Origin of the sequence: Enterococcus sp. DIV0187 (genome assembly GCF_051713785.1) — a bacterium.
Taxonomy (GTDB): Bacteria; Bacillota; Bacilli; order Lactobacillales; family Enterococcaceae; genus Enterococcus_A; species Enterococcus_A avium.
In genome coordinates this window covers 1,672,859-1,693,600 of record NZ_JBIOQO010000001.1, presented here as the reverse complement: position 1 = coordinate 1,693,600, position 20,742 = coordinate 1,672,859, and the positions used below count along the sequence as shown (strand labels likewise).

At 35.2% G+C, this 20,742-nt stretch carries 20 protein-coding genes; 17 read left to right on the top strand and 3 right to left on the bottom strand.

Going from position 1 to position 20,742, the window contains the following annotated elements; translation table 11 throughout:
• The 6 genes from IGI52_RS08270 (at window position 1) to IGI52_RS08245 (ending at window position 8,155) form a co-directional block, all read left to right on the top strand.
• Window positions 1-393 carry a conjugal transfer protein gene (locus IGI52_RS08270; protein ID WP_438781014.1) on the top strand — a complete coding sequence of 131 codons (393 nt, stop codon included), beginning with the start codon at window positions 1-3 and terminating at the stop codon, window positions 391-393.
• Window positions 377-2,824, top strand: a complete 2,448-nt coding sequence (locus IGI52_RS08265; protein ID WP_438781012.1) for an ATP-binding protein — start codon at window positions 377-379, stop codon at window positions 2,822-2,824. The genes IGI52_RS08270 and IGI52_RS08265 overlap by 17 nt, the downstream gene beginning before the upstream one ends.
• Before the next feature lie 15 nt (window positions 2,825-2,839).
• The gene (locus IGI52_RS08260; RefSeq protein ID WP_438782238.1) at window positions 2,840-4,858 is read left to right on the top strand and encodes a CD3337/EF1877 family mobilome membrane protein; all 2,019 of its coding nucleotides are present in this window, start codon (window positions 2,840-2,842) and stop codon (window positions 4,856-4,858) included.
• Window positions 4,855-5,859, top strand: a complete 1,005-nt coding sequence (locus IGI52_RS08255) for a bifunctional lytic transglycosylase/C40 family peptidase (RefSeq protein WP_438781011.1) — start codon at window positions 4,855-4,857, stop codon at window positions 5,857-5,859. The genes IGI52_RS08260 and IGI52_RS08255 overlap by 4 nt, the downstream gene beginning before the upstream one ends.
• Before the next feature lie 63 nt (window positions 5,860-5,922).
• Window positions 5,923-6,768, top strand: a complete 846-nt coding sequence (locus IGI52_RS08250; protein ID WP_438781010.1) for a conjugal transfer protein — start codon at window positions 5,923-5,925, stop codon at window positions 6,766-6,768.
• A gap of 370 nt (window positions 6,769-7,138) precedes the next feature.
• The gene (locus IGI52_RS08245; RefSeq protein ID WP_438781009.1) at window positions 7,139-8,155 is read left to right on the top strand and encodes a DUF4238 domain-containing protein; all 1,017 of its coding nucleotides are present in this window, start codon (window positions 7,139-7,141) and stop codon (window positions 8,153-8,155) included.
• A gap of 126 nt (window positions 8,156-8,281) precedes the next feature.
• Here IGI52_RS08245 and IGI52_RS08240 read toward each other — a convergent pair whose 3' ends face one another.
• On the bottom strand, window positions 8,282-8,593 hold the full coding sequence (locus IGI52_RS08240) for a hypothetical protein (RefSeq protein ID WP_438781008.1): 312 nt from the start codon (window positions 8,591-8,593) through the stop codon (window positions 8,282-8,284).
• Between the two features lie 166 nt (window positions 8,594-8,759).
• On the opposite strand from IGI52_RS08240, the gene IGI52_RS08235 reads away from it, so the two are divergent.
• Window positions 8,760-9,503, top strand: coding sequence for a DeoR/GlpR family DNA-binding transcription regulator (locus IGI52_RS08235; RefSeq protein ID WP_438781007.1), 744 nt, complete (start codon window positions 8,760-8,762; stop codon window positions 9,501-9,503).
• Window positions 9,504-9,513: 10 nt separating this feature from the next.
• Window positions 9,514-10,347 carry a Cof-type HAD-IIB family hydrolase gene (locus IGI52_RS08230; RefSeq protein WP_438781006.1) on the top strand — a complete coding sequence of 278 codons (834 nt, stop codon included), beginning with the start codon at window positions 9,514-9,516 and terminating at the stop codon, window positions 10,345-10,347.
• 13 nt (window positions 10,348-10,360) lie between these two features.
• Here IGI52_RS08230 and IGI52_RS08225 read toward each other — a convergent pair whose 3' ends face one another.
• The gene (locus IGI52_RS08225; protein ID WP_438781005.1) at window positions 10,361-11,116 is read right to left on the bottom strand and encodes a DeoR/GlpR family DNA-binding transcription regulator; all 756 of its coding nucleotides are present in this window, start codon (window positions 11,114-11,116) and stop codon (window positions 10,361-10,363) included.
• 191 nt (window positions 11,117-11,307) lie between these two features.
• Here IGI52_RS08225 and IGI52_RS08220 point away from each other — a divergent pair, with 191 nt between their 5' ends.
• From IGI52_RS08220 to IGI52_RS08180, 9 genes are all read left to right on the top strand, one after another.
• A complete protein-coding gene (locus tag IGI52_RS08220; RefSeq protein ID WP_438781004.1) occupies window positions 11,308-11,685 on the top strand; it encodes a hypothetical protein in 378 nt (125 codons plus the stop codon).
• A gap of 24 nt (window positions 11,686-11,709) precedes the next feature.
• Window positions 11,710-14,517, top strand: coding sequence for a sigma 54-interacting transcriptional regulator (locus IGI52_RS08215; protein ID WP_438781003.1), 2,808 nt, complete (start codon window positions 11,710-11,712; stop codon window positions 14,515-14,517).
• Between the two features lie 159 nt (window positions 14,518-14,676).
• Window positions 14,677-15,105 (top strand): mannose/fructose/sorbose PTS transporter subunit IIA, encoded by a 429-nt coding sequence (locus IGI52_RS08210; RefSeq protein WP_438781002.1) that lies wholly within the window; start codon window positions 14,677-14,679, stop codon window positions 15,103-15,105.
• Window positions 15,102-15,593: a PTS system mannose/fructose/N-acetylgalactosamine-transporter subunit IIB gene (locus IGI52_RS08205; protein ID WP_438781001.1), complete on the top strand. Its 492-nt coding sequence runs from the start codon at window positions 15,102-15,104 to the stop codon at window positions 15,591-15,593. The genes IGI52_RS08210 and IGI52_RS08205 overlap by 4 nt, the downstream gene beginning before the upstream one ends.
• Before the next feature lie 18 nt (window positions 15,594-15,611).
• The gene (locus IGI52_RS08200) at window positions 15,612-16,418 is read left to right on the top strand and encodes a PTS mannose/fructose/sorbose transporter subunit IIC (protein ID WP_396003015.1); all 807 of its coding nucleotides are present in this window, start codon (window positions 15,612-15,614) and stop codon (window positions 16,416-16,418) included.
• Between the two features lie 15 nt (window positions 16,419-16,433).
• Window positions 16,434-17,264 carry a mannose/fructose/sorbose PTS transporter subunit IID gene (locus tag IGI52_RS08195; RefSeq protein WP_438781000.1) on the top strand — a complete coding sequence of 277 codons (831 nt, stop codon included), beginning with the start codon at window positions 16,434-16,436 and terminating at the stop codon, window positions 17,262-17,264.
• An 18-nt stretch (window positions 17,265-17,282) separates the two neighbouring features.
• Window positions 17,283-17,918 (top strand): 3-hexulose-6-phosphate synthase, encoded by a 636-nt coding sequence (gene hxlA / locus IGI52_RS08190; protein ID WP_438780999.1) that lies wholly within the window; start codon window positions 17,283-17,285, stop codon window positions 17,916-17,918.
• Window positions 17,919-17,920: 2 nt separating this feature from the next.
• On the top strand, window positions 17,921-18,487 hold the full coding sequence (hxlB, locus tag IGI52_RS08185; protein WP_438780998.1) for a 6-phospho-3-hexuloisomerase: 567 nt from the start codon (window positions 17,921-17,923) through the stop codon (window positions 18,485-18,487).
• A gap of 75 nt (window positions 18,488-18,562) precedes the next feature.
• Complete coding sequence (locus IGI52_RS08180; protein WP_438780996.1) at window positions 18,563-19,714, top strand: iron-containing alcohol dehydrogenase; 1,152 nt, start codon at window positions 18,563-18,565, stop codon at window positions 19,712-19,714.
• 147 nt (window positions 19,715-19,861) lie between these two features.
• Here IGI52_RS08180 and IGI52_RS08175 read toward each other — a convergent pair whose 3' ends face one another.
• Window positions 19,862-20,608, bottom strand: a complete 747-nt coding sequence (locus tag IGI52_RS08175; protein ID WP_438780995.1) for a MurR/RpiR family transcriptional regulator — start codon at window positions 20,606-20,608, stop codon at window positions 19,862-19,864.
• Window positions 20,609-20,742 lie beyond the last annotated feature (134 nt).

Genomic DNA, 20,742 nt, shown 5'->3' with positions numbered 1-20,742 from the left:
ATGAAAAAAATACGGAGCTATACAAGTATCTGGAATGTCGAAAAGGTAATCTATGCAATCAATGATTTGAAGCTGCCGTTTCCAATCACTTTTAATCAAATGACATGGTTTATCTTGTCACTGTTTCTTGTCATCTTTTTATCCAATATGCCGCCATTATCACTGATTGATGGTGCCTTATTAAAATATCTGGGAATTCCAGGTTTTATTGCTTGGTTTATGTCTCAAAAATCGTTTGACGGTAAGAAACCAGTCGGATTTATTCGATCCATTTATCGGTACTATACAGCACCAAAAGTAACTTTTAGTGGAAATAAGATAGTAGAACAACAAGTTACTCAAGAACTTAGTATCACTTATGTTAGGAGTGAAAACATTGGACTATCCAATTAAGTACATCGAAAACAATTTAGTCTTCAATAATGATGGAGAGTGTTTCGCTTATTATGAATTGACTCCCTTCAATTACTCTTTCTTGAGCCCTGACGAAAAATACAAGGTTCATGATAATTTTCGACAATTGATTGCTCAGTATAGAGAAGGAAAAATACATGCGCTTCAATTTAGTACAGAGTCGAGTATCAAAGAAGTTCAAGAACGGTCCAAAGCGGCAGTAAAGGGAAAATTGAAAGAAGCTGCGATTCAACATATTGATGGACAGACAGAAGCGTTAATTGACTTGATCGGTGAGAATCAGGTAGATTATCGTTTTTTTGTTGGATTTAAGTTGATCCTAAATGATCAAGAAGTTAATCTTAAAAATATTTGGAATGAGTTTGTCATAGGTATTCAAGATTTTGTTCATGGTGTAAATTCAAAAGTCATGGGTGATTTTGTTCAGATGAGCAGTGAAGAAGTGGAGCGGTTTCAGAAACTGGAGCAATTGTTAGAGAATAAATTGCTACGGCGGTTCAATTTTCGTCCACTTAGTAAGAATGACTTTGGATATATTTTAGAGCATCTTCACGGGAAAGATGGGATAGCTTATGAAGATTACGAGTTTCACTTACCTACAGAAGAAATCTCGGGACAGAAAATCATAAAGAAGTTTGATTTAATCAAACCCTCTCGATGCATAATCGACCAAAAACAACGGTATTTAAAATTAGTCAATGAAGACAACGAAACGTATGTATCGTACTTTACAGTTAATGCAATCGTTGGAGAGTTGGAATTTCCAAATAGTGAACTCTTTTATTTCCAGCAGCAACAGTTTTCTTTTCCTATCGATACATCAATGAATATTGAAGTTGTTCCGAATAGAAAGGCTTTGTCCACCGTTCGAAATAAGAAGAAAGAGCTTAAAGATTTAGATAACCATGCATGGGAAAGTGAGAATGAGACTACAAATAATGTGGTGGAAGCTTTGGATTCTGTAAATGAGTTGGAAAATGTTTTAGACCAAACCAAAGAATCAATGTATAAACTGAGCTATGTCATAAGAGTTTCTGCGTCGACATTAGATGAACTAAAAAAACGTTGTAATGAAGTTCGAGATTTTTATGATGATTTCAATGTGAAATTGATTCGTCCGTTTGGTGATATGTTGGGGTTGCAAGGTGAATTTATCCCATCAGCAAAACGGTACATGAATGACTATATTCAATATGTCACCAGTGATTTTATTTCTTCGTTGGGTTTTGGAGCAACACAAGGTTTAGGTGAACGTGAAGGAATCTATGTTGGTTTTAACGTTGATACTGGAAGAAATGTGTTCATACAACCAGATCTTGCTGCTCAGGGAATCAAGGGAACGACTACCAATGCCTTAGCTGCTGCTTTTCTAGGGAGTTTAGGTGGAGGCAAATCATTCTCTAATAACCTATTAGTTTACTATGCGGTTCTTTTTGGCGGTAAGGCTGTGATTCTAGATCCAAAAAGTGAGCGCGGAAATTGGAAAAACGATCTGGTTCATATCGAAGAAGAAGTGAACCTCATTAATCTCACGAGCGAAGAAAAAAATAGAGGCTTGCTCGATCCATTTGTGATCTTGGAGAATGTAAAGGACTCAGAGAGTCTAGCCATTGACACCTTGACCTTCTTGACCGGTATCTCGTCTCGTGATGGAGAAAAATTCCCAACGCTTAGAAAGGCTATACGTACTGTAGCTCAATCTGAACAACGTGGTCTGCTACGTGTTATAGATGAACTAAGAAGTGAAGATTCTGATGTTTCAAATAATATCGCTGATCATGTCGAATCGTTTGTAGATTATGATTTTGCCCAACTTCTGTTCAGTGACGGCAATACCAAAAACTCAATTAGTTTGGATAAGCAATTGAATGTTATCCAAGTCGCTGATCTGATTTTACCTGACGCGAATACAACTATGGAAGAGTATACGACATTGGAAATGTTGAGCGTCTCCATGCTGATGGTCATTAGTACTTTTGCATTGGATTTCATTCATTCTGATACATCCATTTTTAAAATAGTTGATCTTGATGAGGCGTGGAGTTTTTTACAGGTGGCACAAGGTAAAACACTTTCTATGAAATTAGTTCGTGAAGGACGGGCGATGAACTCAGGTGTATACTTCGTTACTCAAAACGCGAATGATTTATTAGATGAAAAAATGAAGAATAATATTGGTATGAAGTTTGCATTTCGTTCAACCGATATCAATGAAATTAAGAATACATTGGAATTCTTCGGTTTAGACAAAGAGGATGAGGGGAATCAAAATCGATTAAGGAATCTTGAGAACGGTCAAGCGCTATTCCAGGATATTTGGGGAAGGACTGGTGTAATTCAGTTCGATTATATTTTCGAACATCTTTTCCATGCCTTTGATACTCGGCCTCCAATTAATGGAGGTGATTAATTGAATAGGAAAAGAATGATCAAGATACTGCTAGGAATAGTTAGTGTCTTTTTTCTTTTGTCGGTAATCTCAATCACAGCTCAAGCGACTGGATTAATTGATGAAACGATCAATAGCAATAACAACTATTCTAAGTACCCAGTTGATAATTACTCGTTAGATTATTTCGTAGACTCCAAATGGGATTGGCTTCCATGGAATTGGGGAGATGGGATTGGAAAATCAGTCATGTATGGCATTTATAGTATTACGAATCTCATCTGGTTGATTAGTGTCTATTTATCCAACGCGGCCGGATATCTCGTCGGAGAAGCCTATTCATTAGATTTTATAAGTGAAACGACTGAGGCTATTGGGCGAAATATCCAGACTCTTGCTGGAATTAATCAACGGGGATTTATGTCTACAGGTTTTTATCCAGGTTTCCTATTACTACTTATTGTGATTATGGGAATCTACGTGACTTATACAGGGTTGATAAAAAGGCAAACAAGCAAAGCCTTTGGTGCATTGTTCAGTTTTATCACTATTTTCACTTTGTCATCAGCTTTTATCGCATATTCTCCAAATTATATTTCTCGAATCAATGATTTTTCGTCTGATATTAGTGGTGCGGCACTCAGTATTGGTTCAAAAATGACTATGCCAAATTCAGAATCAAGAGGAAAAAGCAGTGTGGATGCTATTCGAGATTCGTTATTCGAAATTCAGGTCAAACAACCATGGATGATTTTGCAGTATGGTGATTCAGATATTACGAACGTTGGAAAAGAACGGGTAGAGTCATTGGAATCTACCAGCCCATTTGCTAATAAGGGCAAAGATCGTATAGAGATTGTAAAGGAAGAAATCAATAAAAAAGAGAACGATAATATGACGATTACTAAAACCATCAATCGGTTAGGAGTAGCTGTCTTCATCTTTATTTTCAACATCATGATTTCAGTGTTTGTCTTTATATTGACTGGGATCATGATATTTTCACAAGTTCTCTTTATCGTGTTCGCCGTATTTCTTCCAATAAGTTTCTTACTATCGATGATTCCAAGTTTCAGTCATCTAATGAAAACTACGATTATGAGATTGTTTAATGTCATCATGATGAGGGCTGGAATCACGCTAGTATTAACGATCTCTTTTTCTTTATCAGCAATGATTTACGGATTAACTGCTAGCCAGCCATTCTTTGTCGTGGCCTTTATGCAGATTGTCGTTTTTGCTGGAATTTATTTCAAACTCAACGACTTAATGGGAATGATGGCATTGAATAGTTCCGACTCTCAAAGCACCGGGAGTAGAGTCATACGAAGACCCAAGCAATCTGTCTCAAGAGCAATTCGTAAAATGGCTATCGGTAGTTTTGCATTACGAGGACTAGGTTTTAGTAGAAAAGAAAAAGCAGCATCTAATAAAACAGAAGCTAACAAAACTCAGAAAAGACCAGAAGGGAAAGAAACAACTTTATCTCGAAATGGTGAAGAATCGAAGAGAAAAACTTTATCAAATTCTAGAATTCAAGAATCAGAGGAAAGAGCGATGAATCAGCAAAAGAAACAAACTGAAAAGAAAGCTATCCCTAATAAGGATTCAAAAGAAAAGACAATACAAGATGTAACAAGGAAATTCAAACAATCGAAATATAAGCCAAAAGAATCCATGCCATTAACAAAGCAGGCTGAGCCAGTATCTGAGAAAACAAGAGATTCTAAACGAAGAAATTCACCTACACGATCTTTAGATAATCCGAATCGGAAAGCGATGAATCAATCAACTAGTGATCGCCAAACAACTAAAGGTGAAGATAGCAAAAAGGGAAATCAGACTCACAAGTATGGAAAACAGAATTCTGTGAAAACTCTTCCTATGAATCAAAATAATCGTGTAACTCGTCCTAGTGAAATGAAGAAATTAGAGAGCGGTCAGTCAATCAAACGAGAGGTTATACAGAAAAATGAAAATCAAATAGTTCGAAAAACTAATGCATCGGTTGAAAAAAATAGAAGAGTAACAGGTAAAGGAGCTAAGAGAAGATGAAACGTGTCGTAAAATTATCGGCACCTTTTATCAGCTTCTTTCTTTTTTTATTCCTTCTACTTTTCGCCATTACACTTTCAAGTGATGATGGTAAAAATAATACTGATTCATCGGAAATATCAAGTCTCAATATCTCTCCAGAAGTGCTAAAGCATAAAGATGCTGTAGAAAAATATTGTAAAGAGTTTGGGATTTCAGAACATGTCAAAATTATTCTTGCGATTATGCAGGTAGAGAGCGGCGGCAAAGTTACTGATGTTATGCAGAGTTCGGAAAGTTTAGGTCTACCACCAAATTCATTGAGTACTGAAGAATCCATTCGACAAGGATGTAAGTTTTTTTCAGAGTTAATAAAAGGAATTGAAACACATGGTTGTGATTTGAATACAGCCATCCAATCTTATAATTTCGGTGGCGGCTTTATTAATTATGTCTCGACTCATGGAAAAAAATACTCTTATGACTTGGCGGAAGAGTTTTCAAAAGAAAAGTCTGGTGGGAAACGAGTGAGCTATCAAAATCCAATCGCAATTCCAGTAAATGGTGGCTGGAGATATGGGTATGGAAATCAGTTTTATGTGAAGCTTGTTGAACAGTACTTGGTGAACACCAGCGAGAAATTCGATAATGAAACTGTTCAGACAATTATGGATGAGGCGCTGAAATATCAAGGTTTTCCTTATGTCTTCGGGGGAAGCAATCCTCAGACTTCATTCGATTGTAGCGGGATCACAAAATGGTGTTTTGACAAAGCAGGGATCAATCTTCCAAGAACTGCTCAAGCTCAATATGACGTGATGCAACATTTGTCATTGTCAGAAGCTAAGCCTGGTGATCTGATTTTCTTTCATTCCACATATGCAACATCGGATTATGTTACTCACGTAGGCATCTATGTAGGAAATAATCGAATGTATCATGCAGGAGATCCCATTGGTTATGCAGACTTAACAGAATCATACTGGCAGTCCCATCTAATTGGAGCGGGGAGAATAAAATAGTTTTTGAAAGGATTAAATAATTACATGAAAAAGATAAAAGTGAAAAGCATAGGATTACGAAAAATGACGACAACAGTTCTGTGGGCGCTATTGATAGGAAGCCTATTGTTTGGAGTATATAAAAATTTTACTGCTATTGATCGTCATACAATTCATGAAGAGAAAATCATAAAGACACAAGTAGTCGATACAAGTTTTATTTCTAGCTTTGTTGAGGAGTTTGCAGAAGTATTCTATTCATGGGAGCCAACAAAAGAAGGTCTGGAGAGACGAACCAAAAATTTAGACAAGTATCTTTCGGAAGAGTTACTGCAAATCAATCAAGAAATGATTCGATCAGATATTCCTACAAAATCCACTGTAAAAAAGATTAAAATTTGGAAAGTGGATCAGTTGAACAATAGTGATTATACTGTGGTTTTTTCTGTGGTCCAAGAAATTGAAGAAGATAAAGAGGATAAGAAAGAGAAAAAAGATGTCGAATCTGCATTCTCAGTTCAAGTAAGAACAGGGGGCGAGAATTATTTAGTGATTCTATCTAATCCTGTAATGACCTCATTACCTAAAAAATTAATGATTAAATCTCAGCCGTTACAGGATGACATGAAGGTAAACCAAGAAATGAAAGATGAGATACAAGCATTCTTGAATACCTTTTTCAAGATTTATCCTACAGCTAAGAAAACGGAGTTGCTTTATTACCTGAAGGACCAGGAACCAAAAGAAATAAATAAAGATTACATTTTCTCAGAAATGAAACAGATTAATTATTTTGAAAAGGACAAAAGTGTCAATGTAAAAGTAGTCGCTGTCTATATAAATAAAGAGACAAAGGCGCTGTTACCATTTACTTATAATCTCTTCCTAGAAAAGACGGAAAAAAATTGGGTAATCACAAAAGGAATTTAAGCATACAAAAATACTTCTTGGCGGTAAAATGGATTAATGAAAAGTGAGAGAGGGATTTGTATGGTGTTTCAATTAGGTATGATCTGTTTATTATTTGGGATACTTTCTAGAATTTTTTTTAAAAAGGTATTTAGCTCGAATGTAATTTTGTTTGTTCCACTTTATTTTGTTCTTTTTCTTTTATTTAGTTTGGTGTTCATTTGTGGCGTCGTGCTTATTTTACACCTCTTCATTTCAAACAGGTGAATCTTTTTCAGAGATTGAATAGTGTATAAAACTACCCTTTGGATCAAAAAAAGTAGGAAAACCCTGTATATAAAGATGATTAAAATATTACATGATATAATTTGAAGAAATGGGGGTGTTTTGCTTGGCTGACACAAAAAAGGAACATTATGTACCAAGATTTTATTTGAAAGATTTTTGTGATACTGATAATAAAATTTGGGTTTTCGACAAAAGAACACAAAGCATTAGAAAGCAGAAAGTCACAGAGATTGCGATGGAGAACTATTTCTATGACTTAGATTTGGATAAAGTGACTCTAGATGCTAAAAAAGAAGAAGAGTTTCAAAAAATATCGAATGAATATTTGGAGTTGGGGATTTTTGAAAGTTTCGATCAAATGAAAGACTTTCTAAAAAAAGGTGTTGAAAAAGACTACTTCTCAAAAATCGAACCACTGTTTGCCAAACTCTTAAAGGATATCTCGGAAAAAGCAAATGGAGCTAATCGTTGGTATATTCAGAATTGTTATGCATTTTCAATCAAACAAAAAGAGATGCTTTCCGTAATGTTCGCTAATCAATTGATGAGAACTAAAACAAGGAGAGAGGAATATAAGGATGGATTTGAGAAGCTAGCCTCTCGAATATTTACTAAATTGTATAAGGATAGTGACGCCGAAGAGGTGGCAGTTACATTGAATAAGGAAGCATTGAAGTGGCAACATATTTCAATGATGCTTGATCCGGACCATTTAAAAAACATGTCAGACATACTTAATAGTCATATCTGGATAATGCTCATAAATAAAACATCAAAAAGTTTTTACACATCAGATAATCCGATTGCAAAAATTCCAAATGTCATTCATCCTCATAAAGGGAATATGGGGATTGGATCGGAAGGCATGGAGTTACTTTTTCCTATAACACCTAATTTAATTGTTGGAATGTACGAAAAAGAGTATTTTCGTGGTAAAATGTTGGATCGAAGCTTTGTTGAAATTAATGAACCTGAGGTAATTGATCGATTTAATAGTGCGCAAATTCTGAGCTCATATCGATGTGTTTTTTCGAAAGAAAATAATTTTGAACTTGCTGAAAAATTAATAAAAGAAAATCCAGATTTAGCTGAGTATACCTCAAATATATCTGTTAGCTAGTCAATAGGCTAAGTTGATTATTGTACCATATAAATGGTGCTTAGCATTGATAGGCTTACTGTATATAAAAGCGTTCTGTAACTGTTAGATAGTAGATCTTAACAGTTACAGAACGCTTTTTTGATATTAATTATCTAAAAAATCTTCTATAGTACCATTTTCAAGATAACCGCTATGGTCTTCTCCCGTCAGAAGCTTTTTATAAAGTAACCCGTAGCCTTCAACTTCAAGAAAAGCAGCAAATGTGGTTACCTGAACACCATCACTTGAGTTGTGATCATTAGCTAAGTTATTCAATAAGCTCAAAATCTCGATAGGATCAGCAGTTTTAGGAATTCCGAAAGCACCACTCCAAATGTTGTCGATGGTATCAATCATTTGCGAACTTAAGGCCGCACCAATTTTTTTGATATCCTCTTCTGTAATTTCAACGATCATGTACCTCACTCCTTTAGTAATCATTATAGTACAGAATTAACCGAAAAGGAACGTACGTTCCTGTATTTTGAAGTGTTTCTCAATTCGCAAAAATCATTAAGGATATATAAGTTTATTTGCGTATATATAAGTATTTAAGTATAATGTGAGTAAAAGAGGTGGAAAGATGTATCAAGAGCAGAGAATAAGAAAGATAGTTAGCTTGCTTGAAAAGGAAAAGGTGTTGAGCACTACAAAGATAGCTCAGTTTCTAAAGGTTTCACGAGATACAGCTAGACGGGATATTTTGAAATGTTTGAATTACGATAACATAGTTCGCACGCATGGAGGTATCATGATTGTTGATGAGAATGAATCACTAAACTTCAATCAAAGGTCTGATGTTCATAATGTGAAAAAAGAAAAGATGGCAAGGATATGCAAGAAGTTATTAACCAAACATTCAATTTTATACCTTGATGTATCTACTACTATTCTTTTGCTTAGCTCAATGATCGACATTCCATGTACAGTGTATACTCATTCAATAGATAATGCTTATTCTTTGAGCCATAAAAAGCAATGCTCAATCAATTTGATTGGTGGACAGTTCAACTTTGATAATCGTTTTTTCTCTAGTGAATACTCGAAGCAAATCATTGAAAATACAAAATTTGATGTGGCAGTTATTGGTGCTGCTAGTTTAGAAAAAGATGGGATTTATTATAATGATATTGATGATGCTGCAATCATTCGTAGTGTTGTACGCTCAGCCAGAAAAGTGGTTTTAATCAGTGAAATGAGTAAATTCAAGAAAAAGGCTCATTACAGAGGTTCTGACTGGTCAAATGTGGATATTTTTGTGACAGATGAAGAACTACCAGAATCAACGAAAAATGGGCTCAAAGAAGGTATGGAGATTCTATTTTAGGAGGGATACGATGAGAAATATACAGTTTTTCTTCAGTGATATTGATGGGACCATCTTGACGAACGGATTTGAATTAACTGAGGAAAGCAAACAGATTGTTAAAGAGATTATAGATGATAATAGGTTTTTTGCCTTGGCTTCAGCTAGACCACCCTTCGCCATTCGTCCAATTATTGAAGAGTTAGGAGTTAATATTCCTTTTGTTTCTTATAATGGAGCATTAATCAGTAGTTTCTCTGATGAAGGAGATTTAATTACTTTATATAGTCAACCTATTCAAAAGCTTGATGGGTTTCTAATTCATAATTTACTACGTTCTGAGTTTCCGTATCTTAGTTGTAGTTTCTATTTCAATGATGAATGGTATGTGGAACGTGTTGATGAATGGAGTAGGTTGGAGACATCAATTATTGATGTTGAGCCTGAACTGGCAGACATTCATGAGTTAATAAGTAATGGTTTTCTTTTTCATAAAATATTATGTATGGGTGAGAAGGAGAAGCTTAATGATTTGGAAAAAGCTTTAGAGAGTTTGAATTTAGGAGGGATATCATTTTATCGATCAAAAAATGAATACTTAGAAATTGTGAATAGTGGAATTTCTAAAAAAGAAAGTATGATTTTTTTGACTAGAAAATATGGGATAGGTGATGATCAAACATTAGCTATTGGAGATCATTACAATGATATCCCAATGATTGATTTTTCTGGTGTAGGTATTGCCATGGGAAATGCTCCTGAAGGTGTAAAAAGACATGCTGATTTTATTACAACCACAAATGATGAAAATGGATTTTACAAAGGACTAAGAAAATATATCGTTAACAAAAAAATCACCTCTTAAGGTGATTTTTTTGTTAATGTTCAATGTCGCAGTGATAAACTTTGAGGCCCTGATCTGAATATTTTTGAGTATCGTCAGCAGTTGTGACCATAGTATCTAGCATAGTTATTGGTGCAATAACATGATTCGAAATGGTGTCTAGTTTATCAGATGTTACTAGGCTGATTGTTTCAGAAGAAACCTCGGCCATATATTTTTTCAGTATTGATTCATCGAGGGTAGGAACAGATAGGCCCGAAGTGGCATCAACATTGTACACGCCCATAATATAATAATCGGCTCTGAGTTTTGATATTTTTTCTGGTAGTTCAATCCCCATGCTAACCATATATTTTCTTTTCAGCGTTCCTCCCAAAATAATTACTTCCATATTTTCATATAATTCCAGCGCCATAACAATTGGTGGACTATTAGTAATGATTGTCGCACGAAAATCTTGAGGAAGTGCTTTAACAAACTCTAAATTAGTTGTTCCACCATCAATTAGAATTACGCTATTCTCATGGATTAGTTCAACTGCTTTTTTTGCAATTGATCTTTTTTCACGATTATTTTGATTTTTCCGATATTCAAATAGTGTCTCAGGAGGTCCAAGTCTTATCGCACCGCTATGAATTCTTCTGATCAATTTATTTCGATCTAACTCACGCAAGTCTCTTCTTATTGTTTCTTCTGAAACTTCCAACCTAACAGCAAGGTCTTTTGCTAATACTTTCTTTTCATTGTTAATTATTTCGACTAACAACTGATGCCGTTCAACCTTTAACATAAAAGCCTCCATTAGTTTATTTTCTAATCCAGTATACCAAAACCACTGATAAGAAGATATTATCTGTGACCGAACGGTCAAATTGTGAGCGTTACGGTCAAAAAATAGTATTGTTTATGTTTGTTTCAGTGATATAATGTGCATACATGAAGATTAACTTAAAAAAGGTGGTTGTTAATTTGGATCTATTTATGTCTGAAAAAAGATTTCTTAATTATATGGATAGCATGAAGAAAGAGTCTTCTAGAACCGAGGGGATCTCGTTAATATCCGTGAATGTAAGCTCTTTCCGACCGAAGATGAGTACGGTTTTTATTTCAAAGGAATTCATTTTTGCCGCTAAATACAATGATGGATTTGCCTTTTACTCGGACGGTTTTTTTGTTGAAAGGAAAGATATTCAGAAATATCATATAAAGACTGGAGCTCTCAATGATCGTTTAGTTATTGAAACCACATTAAAAACTAGTGCTGGGAAATCGATGGAATTAGTTATGAATTTTTCTAAAACAATGTCTGTTAATTGGCATCAAAAAAATCTGAAACGATTGAGGGAGTTTATTGAATAAAATATTTTTAGAAAGGATAAACAGATGAAGAGAATTGATAAAATTTATCAGTATCTTAGTGATTACTGGAATAGTCAAACTGATGATATGCTTCAAAATAATCTTGGAAGTACAGCAAAAGAAATTTCAAATGAGCTAAAAATTGCACGCTCCAATGTTAGTGCTGAGTTGAATAATCTTGTCCGTAATGAAAAAGTAGTTAAAATAAAATCCTATCCAGTTAGATACATTCCGTCAGAAGTATTAATCAATAAGAATCTAATTGATAAGAGTGATTTCGATTTTGAAATAGAAGATCTGGTTAGCTTAGATAAACAGGATACAATAAGAAAAGTTAGCTATAAAACAAAAAATGAGGAAACAAAGTTCGATCCATTTGAAAGTGTAATTGGATATAATGAAAGTTTAAAAAAGGCTATCTCTCAAGCAAAAGCAGCTATCCATTATCCACCAAATGGCTTACATATGTTATTACTTGGACCCACGGGTTCAGGTAAAACTTTTTTAGCAAAGAAAATTTTCCAATATGCGAAATTTGCAGATATTATTGAAGAAGGAAAGCCTTTTATCACATTCAATTGTGCAGACTATTATAATAATCCTCAGCTATTAATGTCCCAACTATTTGGGTATGTAGAAGGGGCTTTCACTGGTGCAACCTCAGAGAAAAGTGGATTGATCGAACAAGCAGATGGTGGCATTTTACTTTTAGATGAAGTTCATCGTTTACCTCCAGAAGGACAAGAAATGCTTTTCTATTTCTTGGATAATAAAACATTTTCACGTTTAGGTGAGAGTGGTAAAAGGCGAACAGCAAATGTCCTTATCATTTTTGCCACCACCGAGAATCCATCATCTGTATTATTAAGCACTTTTTCAAGAAGAATTCCTATGACGATCGAAATTCCACCTCTATCCAAACGTTCAATATCGGAACGAATTGAACTTATGAAATTTTTATTTAGAGTTGAAGCAAAAAGGATAGAAAAAGTTCTTAGTATAGATATCGATGTGATGAATGTTCTTTTATCAACTTCAAATTTTGGAAATGTTGGACAATTGAAATCTCAAGTACAACTAGTCTGTGCACAGGCCTTTGTCAATAATTTGAATATTAAAGATAAGATTGAAATTCATGTTCAAGATTTGCCTAGTGAACTTGGACAAGAATGGCTTACAAGTAGATCAAATATGATCGGGTCAAAGAAGATTTCCGAATATTTAGACGTTGTCACACTAATTTATCCCAGCAGTATGAATGAAGAGAATCATGACGAAAATGCCGATTTTAATATCTATGAATCGATTGAGAAGAAAGTTAAAATTCTTCGTGAAGAAGGAATTGCGCAAGAAGATATCTATCAATACATTGTAACTGATTTACATATCCATATTAGAAACGTAGTTGAAAACAATTCACCAAAATATTCACTTCAGAAATTTGTTAATCCGCGAGTAACAAAAATTGTAGATGTTTTAAAAGACATTGCTGAAAGTCATCTTGATAAGCGGTTTGATCGCCGCTTCAATTACTATGTAGGCATGCATTTGGATGCCTATCTTAAGAGAGGAGAAAAAACTAATATTTTTCTTTCTTCAGGTCATCAAGAAATAATTGATACAAATAGAAGAGAGTATGAAGCTGCGAAAATAATTTGTACAACTTTGAAAGAACGATATGATATTAATCTTCCTGAGATTGAAGTAATCTATTATACAATGCTTTTGGCTTCCATTATATCTTTGGAAGAAATTAGAAAGGTTAGTGCATTGGTAGTAACACACGGAAATTCTACTGCAACATCAATGGTAGAAGTAGCTACTGAGTTATTAGGAAATGCACCTATTGAAGCAATTGATATGCCGCTAACTGTTTCCCCCACTGAAATAATTGATATCTTATGTGAAAAAGTTAGCAATATTGATAATGGGAAAGGGGTACTATTATTGGTAGACATGGGCTCGCTTTCCATGATGGATAAAAAAATAAAGAAGAAGACTGGCGTGAAGGTTCTATCGATACCTAATGTAACAACATCTGTGGTTCTAGATGTTGTTAGAAAAATAAACTATACAAATTTTGATTTACATTCAATATATAGTTCTGTAAAGAAAGATTTTATCAATTCTCTTCAATTACATGAAGATCGAAGTCAAAAGCCAAAGGTTATTCTATCTATTTGCATGTCTGGAGAAGGGACTGCAAAAAAAATGGAACAAATGATTAATAGTGTCATTTCGAATAACTGCCAGGAAGTGATTGAAGTAATAACAGTTTCGGCACTTGAACTGAAAAAAATAATCCCAGAAATCGTTCAAAAGTATACTGTTCTTGCATCCGTAGGTACAAAAGATCCAGAAATTGAAAGTCCGTTTATATCTTTAGAGTCACTAATAGAGGGTGAAGGGGAGCAATTTTTAAAGTGTATTGTATCAGGTGAAGATTTGACTACTGATATAGAGAATAAAAATGATAGTGGAAGCGTATTGATAAAGGATCTCTGTGAAGAAACATTGAGAACCTATTTAGTCTATTTAAACCCGCTTCACATTACCAATCTTCTTATAGAGTGGATTGAAGATATAGAAAGAATAGAAAAAATAAATTTTTCTAATTCTAATATTTTGAAAATGATTATTCATACTGCATTTGCTTTCGAGAGAGTCATTAAAGGAAATCCTCTGGTGTACTCTGAAAAAATAGATCCTGAATTGGTTCAGTATCTGAATAAAGTAGAGTCAAGCATTTCAGGCGTTGAAAAAAAGATTGATTTGTATCTATGTGAAGATGAAAAACTATTCGTAGCTGAAATACTCAGAGAAATTTGTTGAAGTAGTATTAAAAGAAGAATAGTTCTTAAAGTGTATCAATATCTCATTGATACACTTTGTTTTTTCTACAAAAAGTGTTAATTTTTTAGTCTTTATTTTAATACAACTAAATTGGCACGCTAATTGCTTTTATAAAAGTATAAAGAAAGGAGCGATGAAATGTCAGTAATAATAGTCAGTGGACACGGAAAATTTTCATTAGGATTGCTTGATGCATTCGAGATGATCTTTGGACATGATGAAAAAATCAAGGCTGTCCCATTTCTAAAAGGAGAGGGAATTCCTCAACTGCAAGAGAAGTTTAATAATGAGTTGAACAATTTTGCTGGTGAAGAGGTACTGTTTCTTGTCGATGTTTTTGGAGGAACTCCATATAATGCAGCGACACAATTAATTTATGGGGATAAGAAATGCGACGTGATTTCGGGTGTGAATTTACCGATTCTATTAGAGACAGCCGCACAACGAAATCAACCACTAAGCAGCTTAGTTAATGCAGCTAAAACCGCTGGGGAAAGCAGTACAAAAGTCTTCTCAGAGGAAATTGCAAGAATACAAAACGAAAATACGGAGGATGATGAGTTATGAGAATTGAACTTGCGCGGATTGATGACAGATTTATTCATGGGCAAGTATTAACAAAATGGGTGAAATTACGACCGGTAGAAAGAATCATCGTAGTATCAGATGCGGTAGCGAATGATGAGATGCGGAAGACATTAGTATTATCTGTTGCTCCATCAAATATCAAAGCTAGTGCGGTAAGTGTTGAGAAAATGGCACGAGCATACAAATCACCAAAATACAAAGATGCCAAAGCAATGCTATTATTTGAAAATCCTGAAGATATTTTACGCTTAGTGAAGTTAGGTGTTGATCTAAAAGAGGTAAATGTCGGTGGTATGCGCTTTGAAACAGATCGGAAACAAATTACTAAAGCAGTAAGTGTACGAGAAGCGGATGTTGAAGCATTCAAGGAATTATCAGATTTAGGAGTGAAACTGGAATTGAGACAACTGCCCGGAGATCAAAGTGTCGACTTCATGAAGACTCTTAATACAGAGTTGGGCAAATAAAAATGAGGGGTTGAAAAAATGAGTATCATTCAAATTATTCTATTAATGATTGTTGCTGGAATTACAGGAATTGGGAGTGTGCTTGATGAAGCACAAACTCATCGACCTTTAGTCGCATGTACTCTTGTCGGTTTAGTTTTAGGCGATATCACTACAGGAATTATTTTAGGTGGAACATTGGAAATGATGGCACTAGGATGGATGAATGTTGGACTTGCAATGGCTCCAGATACTGCAATTGCTTCAGTTATTTCAACCATTTTGGTAATTACGGCTAATCAAGGTGTCGGAGAAGGAATCGCAATTGCTGTTCCATTAGCGGCAGCAGGGCAAGCATTAACTATTTTTGTTAGAACGATTACAGTCTTCTTTATTCATAAAGCCGATAGTTATGCAGATACCGGTAATTATCGTGGAATTGAGATTATGCATGTCACGGCGATGGGTTTACAGGCTTTGCGTGTAATGATTCCAACATTGATTATTTGTTTGATTAACGCTCAGGCTGTTCAAAACTTCCTTGGTCAAATACCTCAAGTTATTACTGGAGGGTTACAGATTGGCGGAGGTATTATCGTAGTTGTTGGGTATGCCATGGTTATCAATATGATGGATGTACCTCATCTAAAACCGTTCTTTTATATCGGATTTTTATTTGCGGCATTTACAGAATTCAATCTTGTTGGTTTTGGCGGACTGGGATTATGTTTAGCAATTTTATATCTTCAATTGAAATATCGAAATAATGGACCTAGTGTGCAAACTGTTTCAGCAAGTAATGTAGGTTCTATCGACGATGATTTAGACGATGATTTGGATATGTAAAAGGAGGAAATTGGAATGGAACAAAAAGGACTAACAAAAAAAGATATCAATAGTATGTTTCTTCGCTCGAACTTCTTGTTAGGATCAATGAACTTCGAACGTGTTCAGGCAATGGGCTATTGTTTTATTATGATTCCTGCCATTAAAAGATTTTATAAAGAAGGCCCTGAGCGTAATGCCGCACTTAAGAGACATCTTGAATGGTTCAACACTCATCCATGGCTAACAGCACCGATTTTTGGTGTTACTGCAGCAATGGAAGAAGAGCATTCATTAGTAGGTGAAGAAGAATTACCAGGAGCATCAATATCAGCAATGAAAATTGGATTGATGGGACCTTTAGCCGGTGTTGGTGACCCGATTTTCTGGGGGACTCTTCGTCCAGTATTGGCCGCATTAGGAGCATCTTTAGCATTATCCGGTAGTCTTGGAGGACCATTATTATTTTTTATCGCTATTAATGCTATTCGCTTAGCTACTAAATATTTTGGCTTAAAGTATGGATATGAAAAAGGTAATGAGATTATCAAGGAAATGGCTGGCGATCGGATTAAGAAATTGACTGAAGGGGCATCAGTAGTAGGGCTGTTTGTAATGGGCGCTCTAGTAAGCAAATGGACCTCAATTAATATTCCAATTATCGCTACCCGAATTACAAATGACGACGGAAAAGTGGTTACTCAAACTGTTCAAGATATTCTTGACAGCATCATGCCGGGAATGCTTGCATTAATTCTTACTTTATTTGTGTCATGGTTACTTAAAAAGAATGTTAGCCCTTTATTGATTATCTTTGTAATCTTTGGGGTGGGAATTTTAGGAAAAGCTTTTGGATTTTTAGGATAAGAAGGGTGAGGTTTATTGATGAAATTACAATTGGCAATTGACGAATTAAATTTGGAACAAGCTTTAGTACAACTTGAGGATTTAGCAGAGTATGTAGATATCGTAGAAGTAGGAACACCGTTTGTGATTGATGCTGGTCGTGAGGCTGTACGTCAGATTAAAGCAAAATTTCCACACTTAGAAGTTTTATGTGATGCGAAGATCATGGATGCCGGTGCATATGAGTCCGAACTGGCTTTTGATGCTGGTGCGGAATATGTGACTGTTCTGGGGGTTACCGATGATTTAACGATCAAAGGTTGTGTGGAAGAAGCAAAAAAACAAAATCGACAAATCATGGTAGATATGATTTGTGTAGATGATTTAGCAACTCGGGTTCCTGTCGTTGAAAGCCTAGGAGTTGATGTGATTGCTGTTCATACTGGAGCGGATCAACAGGCGGCTGGTCGTACACCGTTAGAAGACTTAGCTGAAATGAAAAAACATGTGAAAAAAGTGAAAGTTGCAGTAGCGGGCGGAATCAGCAGTCATACAATCTATGATTACTTAGCCTTAAATCCAGATATCGTTATTGTTGGTAGTGGAATCCTAAATGCGGAAGATCCAGTTTTAGAAGCTAAGAGAATTTCTGAAGCATTGAAGAAGGGAAATTAGCCATGGTAAATGTGAAAAAAAATACCGAAATGATTCTAAAAGAATTGTCCATTAACTTACAAAAAGTTGATGGAGTTCAATTGAATGAGTTTGTTGAACTAATCCCAAAAGCAAAAAAAATCTTTGTAGCTGGAGCTGGTCGTTCTGGACTAGCGATTCGAGCTTTCTCAAATAGAATGATGCATTTAGGTTTTGATGTAAGCGTGGTTGGCGACATTACCACCACTAGTGCACATGAGGGAGACTTATTGATTATAGGTTCAGGGTCAGGAGAAACTCAAAGTTTAGTTGCAATGGCTGAGAAAGCGAAGAAAAATGGGGTTAAGATCGCTCTAAATACCATTAACCCTGATTCAACAATTGGTCAAATGGCAGATGTTAAATTTGTCCTTCCAGGTGCTTCACCAAAAGTTGAAGATGAAGACTTAGTAGGTAAATCTGTTCAACCGATGGGATCATCTTATGAACAGTTAAGCTTTTTGATCTATGATGCGATGATTATGGCATTGATGGAACTTGTTGATGAAACAACTGATACGATGTTCCCAAGACACGCTAATTTAGAATAGTTGAGAAACTGCTGTTACAGCAGTTTTTCTTACAGAATATTTAAGTAAAAACAACTTAAAATAGGAGGCAATAACATGGCAGAACACGTTTTTTATGTACCATCAACGAATATTATGGGTAGAGGTTGTATTAATAATGTCGGAGAACACATTAAAAATTTAGGATTTAAAAAAGCTTTGCTTGTGACTGATAAGTTCCTAAGTGGCAGTGCAATACTACCAAAGGTTACCAAACCTTTAGAGGATATTGGTGTTGAATATGTTGTTTTTGACAATGTAAAACCTAATCCAACAGTTGGAAATGTGGAAGAAGGCTTATCTTTGCTGAAGGGAAATGGTTGTGATTTTATTATTTCCCTTGGTGGAGGATCACCACAGGATGCTGCAAGTGGAATCGCCATCTTAGCTACCAATGGTGGCAAGATGCAAGATTACGAAGGAATGCATAAAACAACTAAAAAAGCGATGCCGGTTGTTGCAGTAAATACAACAGCAGGAACTTCCGCTGAAATCACGATCAATTATGTAATTACAGATGAAGCTCGTGGCGTAAAAATGATCATGATCGATAAAAATAGTTTAGCTACAATGTCAGTCAATGATCCAGAATTAATGGTTGATAAACCAGCCGATCTAACCGCCGCGACAGGGATTGACGCATTGACTCATTCGATCGAAGCTTTAGTTACTCCTGGTGCATATCAAGTAACGGATGTGATGGCGGAAGCTGCTGTAAAACTAATTTTTGAAAATCTTTCTACTGCTGTAAAAGACGGTCATAATCTAGACGCACGTGAAAATATGGTTTATGCAATCTTTTTAGCAGGTATGGCCTTTAATAATGCAGGTTTGGGCTATGTTCACGCAATGGCTCACCAATTAGGTGGCCTATACGATCTTCCTCACGGTGTTTGTAATGCTATGTTGTTACCAATTGTAGAACGGGAAAATGCCAAGGTGGTCCCAGAGCGTTTCCGTCGAATCGCAGAAGTGATTGGCTTGAATATAGAAGGGAAATCGGATCAGGAATGCGCGGATTACGTAATTGATCAAATTAAAGCATTATCAAAAGAAGTAGGCATTCCAGAAAAATTATCTGAATTAGGTGTGAACGAAGTCGATCTGGAAAAATTAGCAGAAAATTCTCTACTAGATGCTTGTGCTGGAGCAAATCCATATATGCCAACAAAAGAAGCGACGATTGAAATGTTCAAGGAAATTCTTTAATTAAAAATAATGATGCAAAGCTAAAAAATTAGCTTTGCATTTTTTTATCATAGATTGATATAAAATGATGAATTCATTTTTTTGAAAGGGAACACAAAACGTAAGATTGGAAAGTAAGGGGCTATAAAATTTGGTTTTTAGAAAGGATCATAGCCCTATATACTCAATTATTGTTCGAGTGATAATTAACAAAGGAATTCTTGAGTAAACCATCAATTCACTAGCTTCCATGATTTTCTCCGTATGCCCAATCAAAGTTATATCTGAATATTTTTCTAAATCCGTTGGTGATTTGCAGCAAATAGTTACTACTTTTGAGCCACAATCATGAGAGGTTTTTGCCACATCTGCTAGCTCAGGGGTACTGTTTCTAAGCGAGAGAATGATTAAAGTATCCTTAGAAGTAATAATTTTGTGAAATTTCTCCATCCACTTTACGTCTTTGACAATGATAGCATTATAGCCCAATAACTGGAGATACATCTGAAACTCATCTGCAATCATTGCTGTAAAACCTCGTGCGCAAATAAAAATCCGATTTGCTGATTTGATATACTCAATTGTTTGATAAATATCGGATGAGCAAATAGCATCAATCGTTTCGGTACATTCTCTGAATGATTTGGCTAAGATCTTGTTCACCACATAAGGAGCATTTGCAGATTCTTTTGATTCACTTTGATGAGAAATTTTATAACGGAGTTCATTGATGCCGGAAAATCCACATTTTTGAATAGTCCGTGAAACGGTTGCAGAGGAAGTAAAGGTTCTTTTTGCAATTTTGGTAATGGAGAGATCAGGAACTAGTTGTTCATTTTTATTGATAAAATCGACTACTTTTGCCTCTGATTCAGATAAGTTTTGATACACTTTTTTTTCAATATCTATTATCATTTTCCTTCCTCCTCGTATCTTATTCTCTCATAGTTTATCATGAATGGATTTTCAAGATTTCCCAAAATCCTTAAAAAGTTGTAAGGGTTTTCCAAGGAATCGCCTAGATTTCGATAGTTTCTCATTATATGATG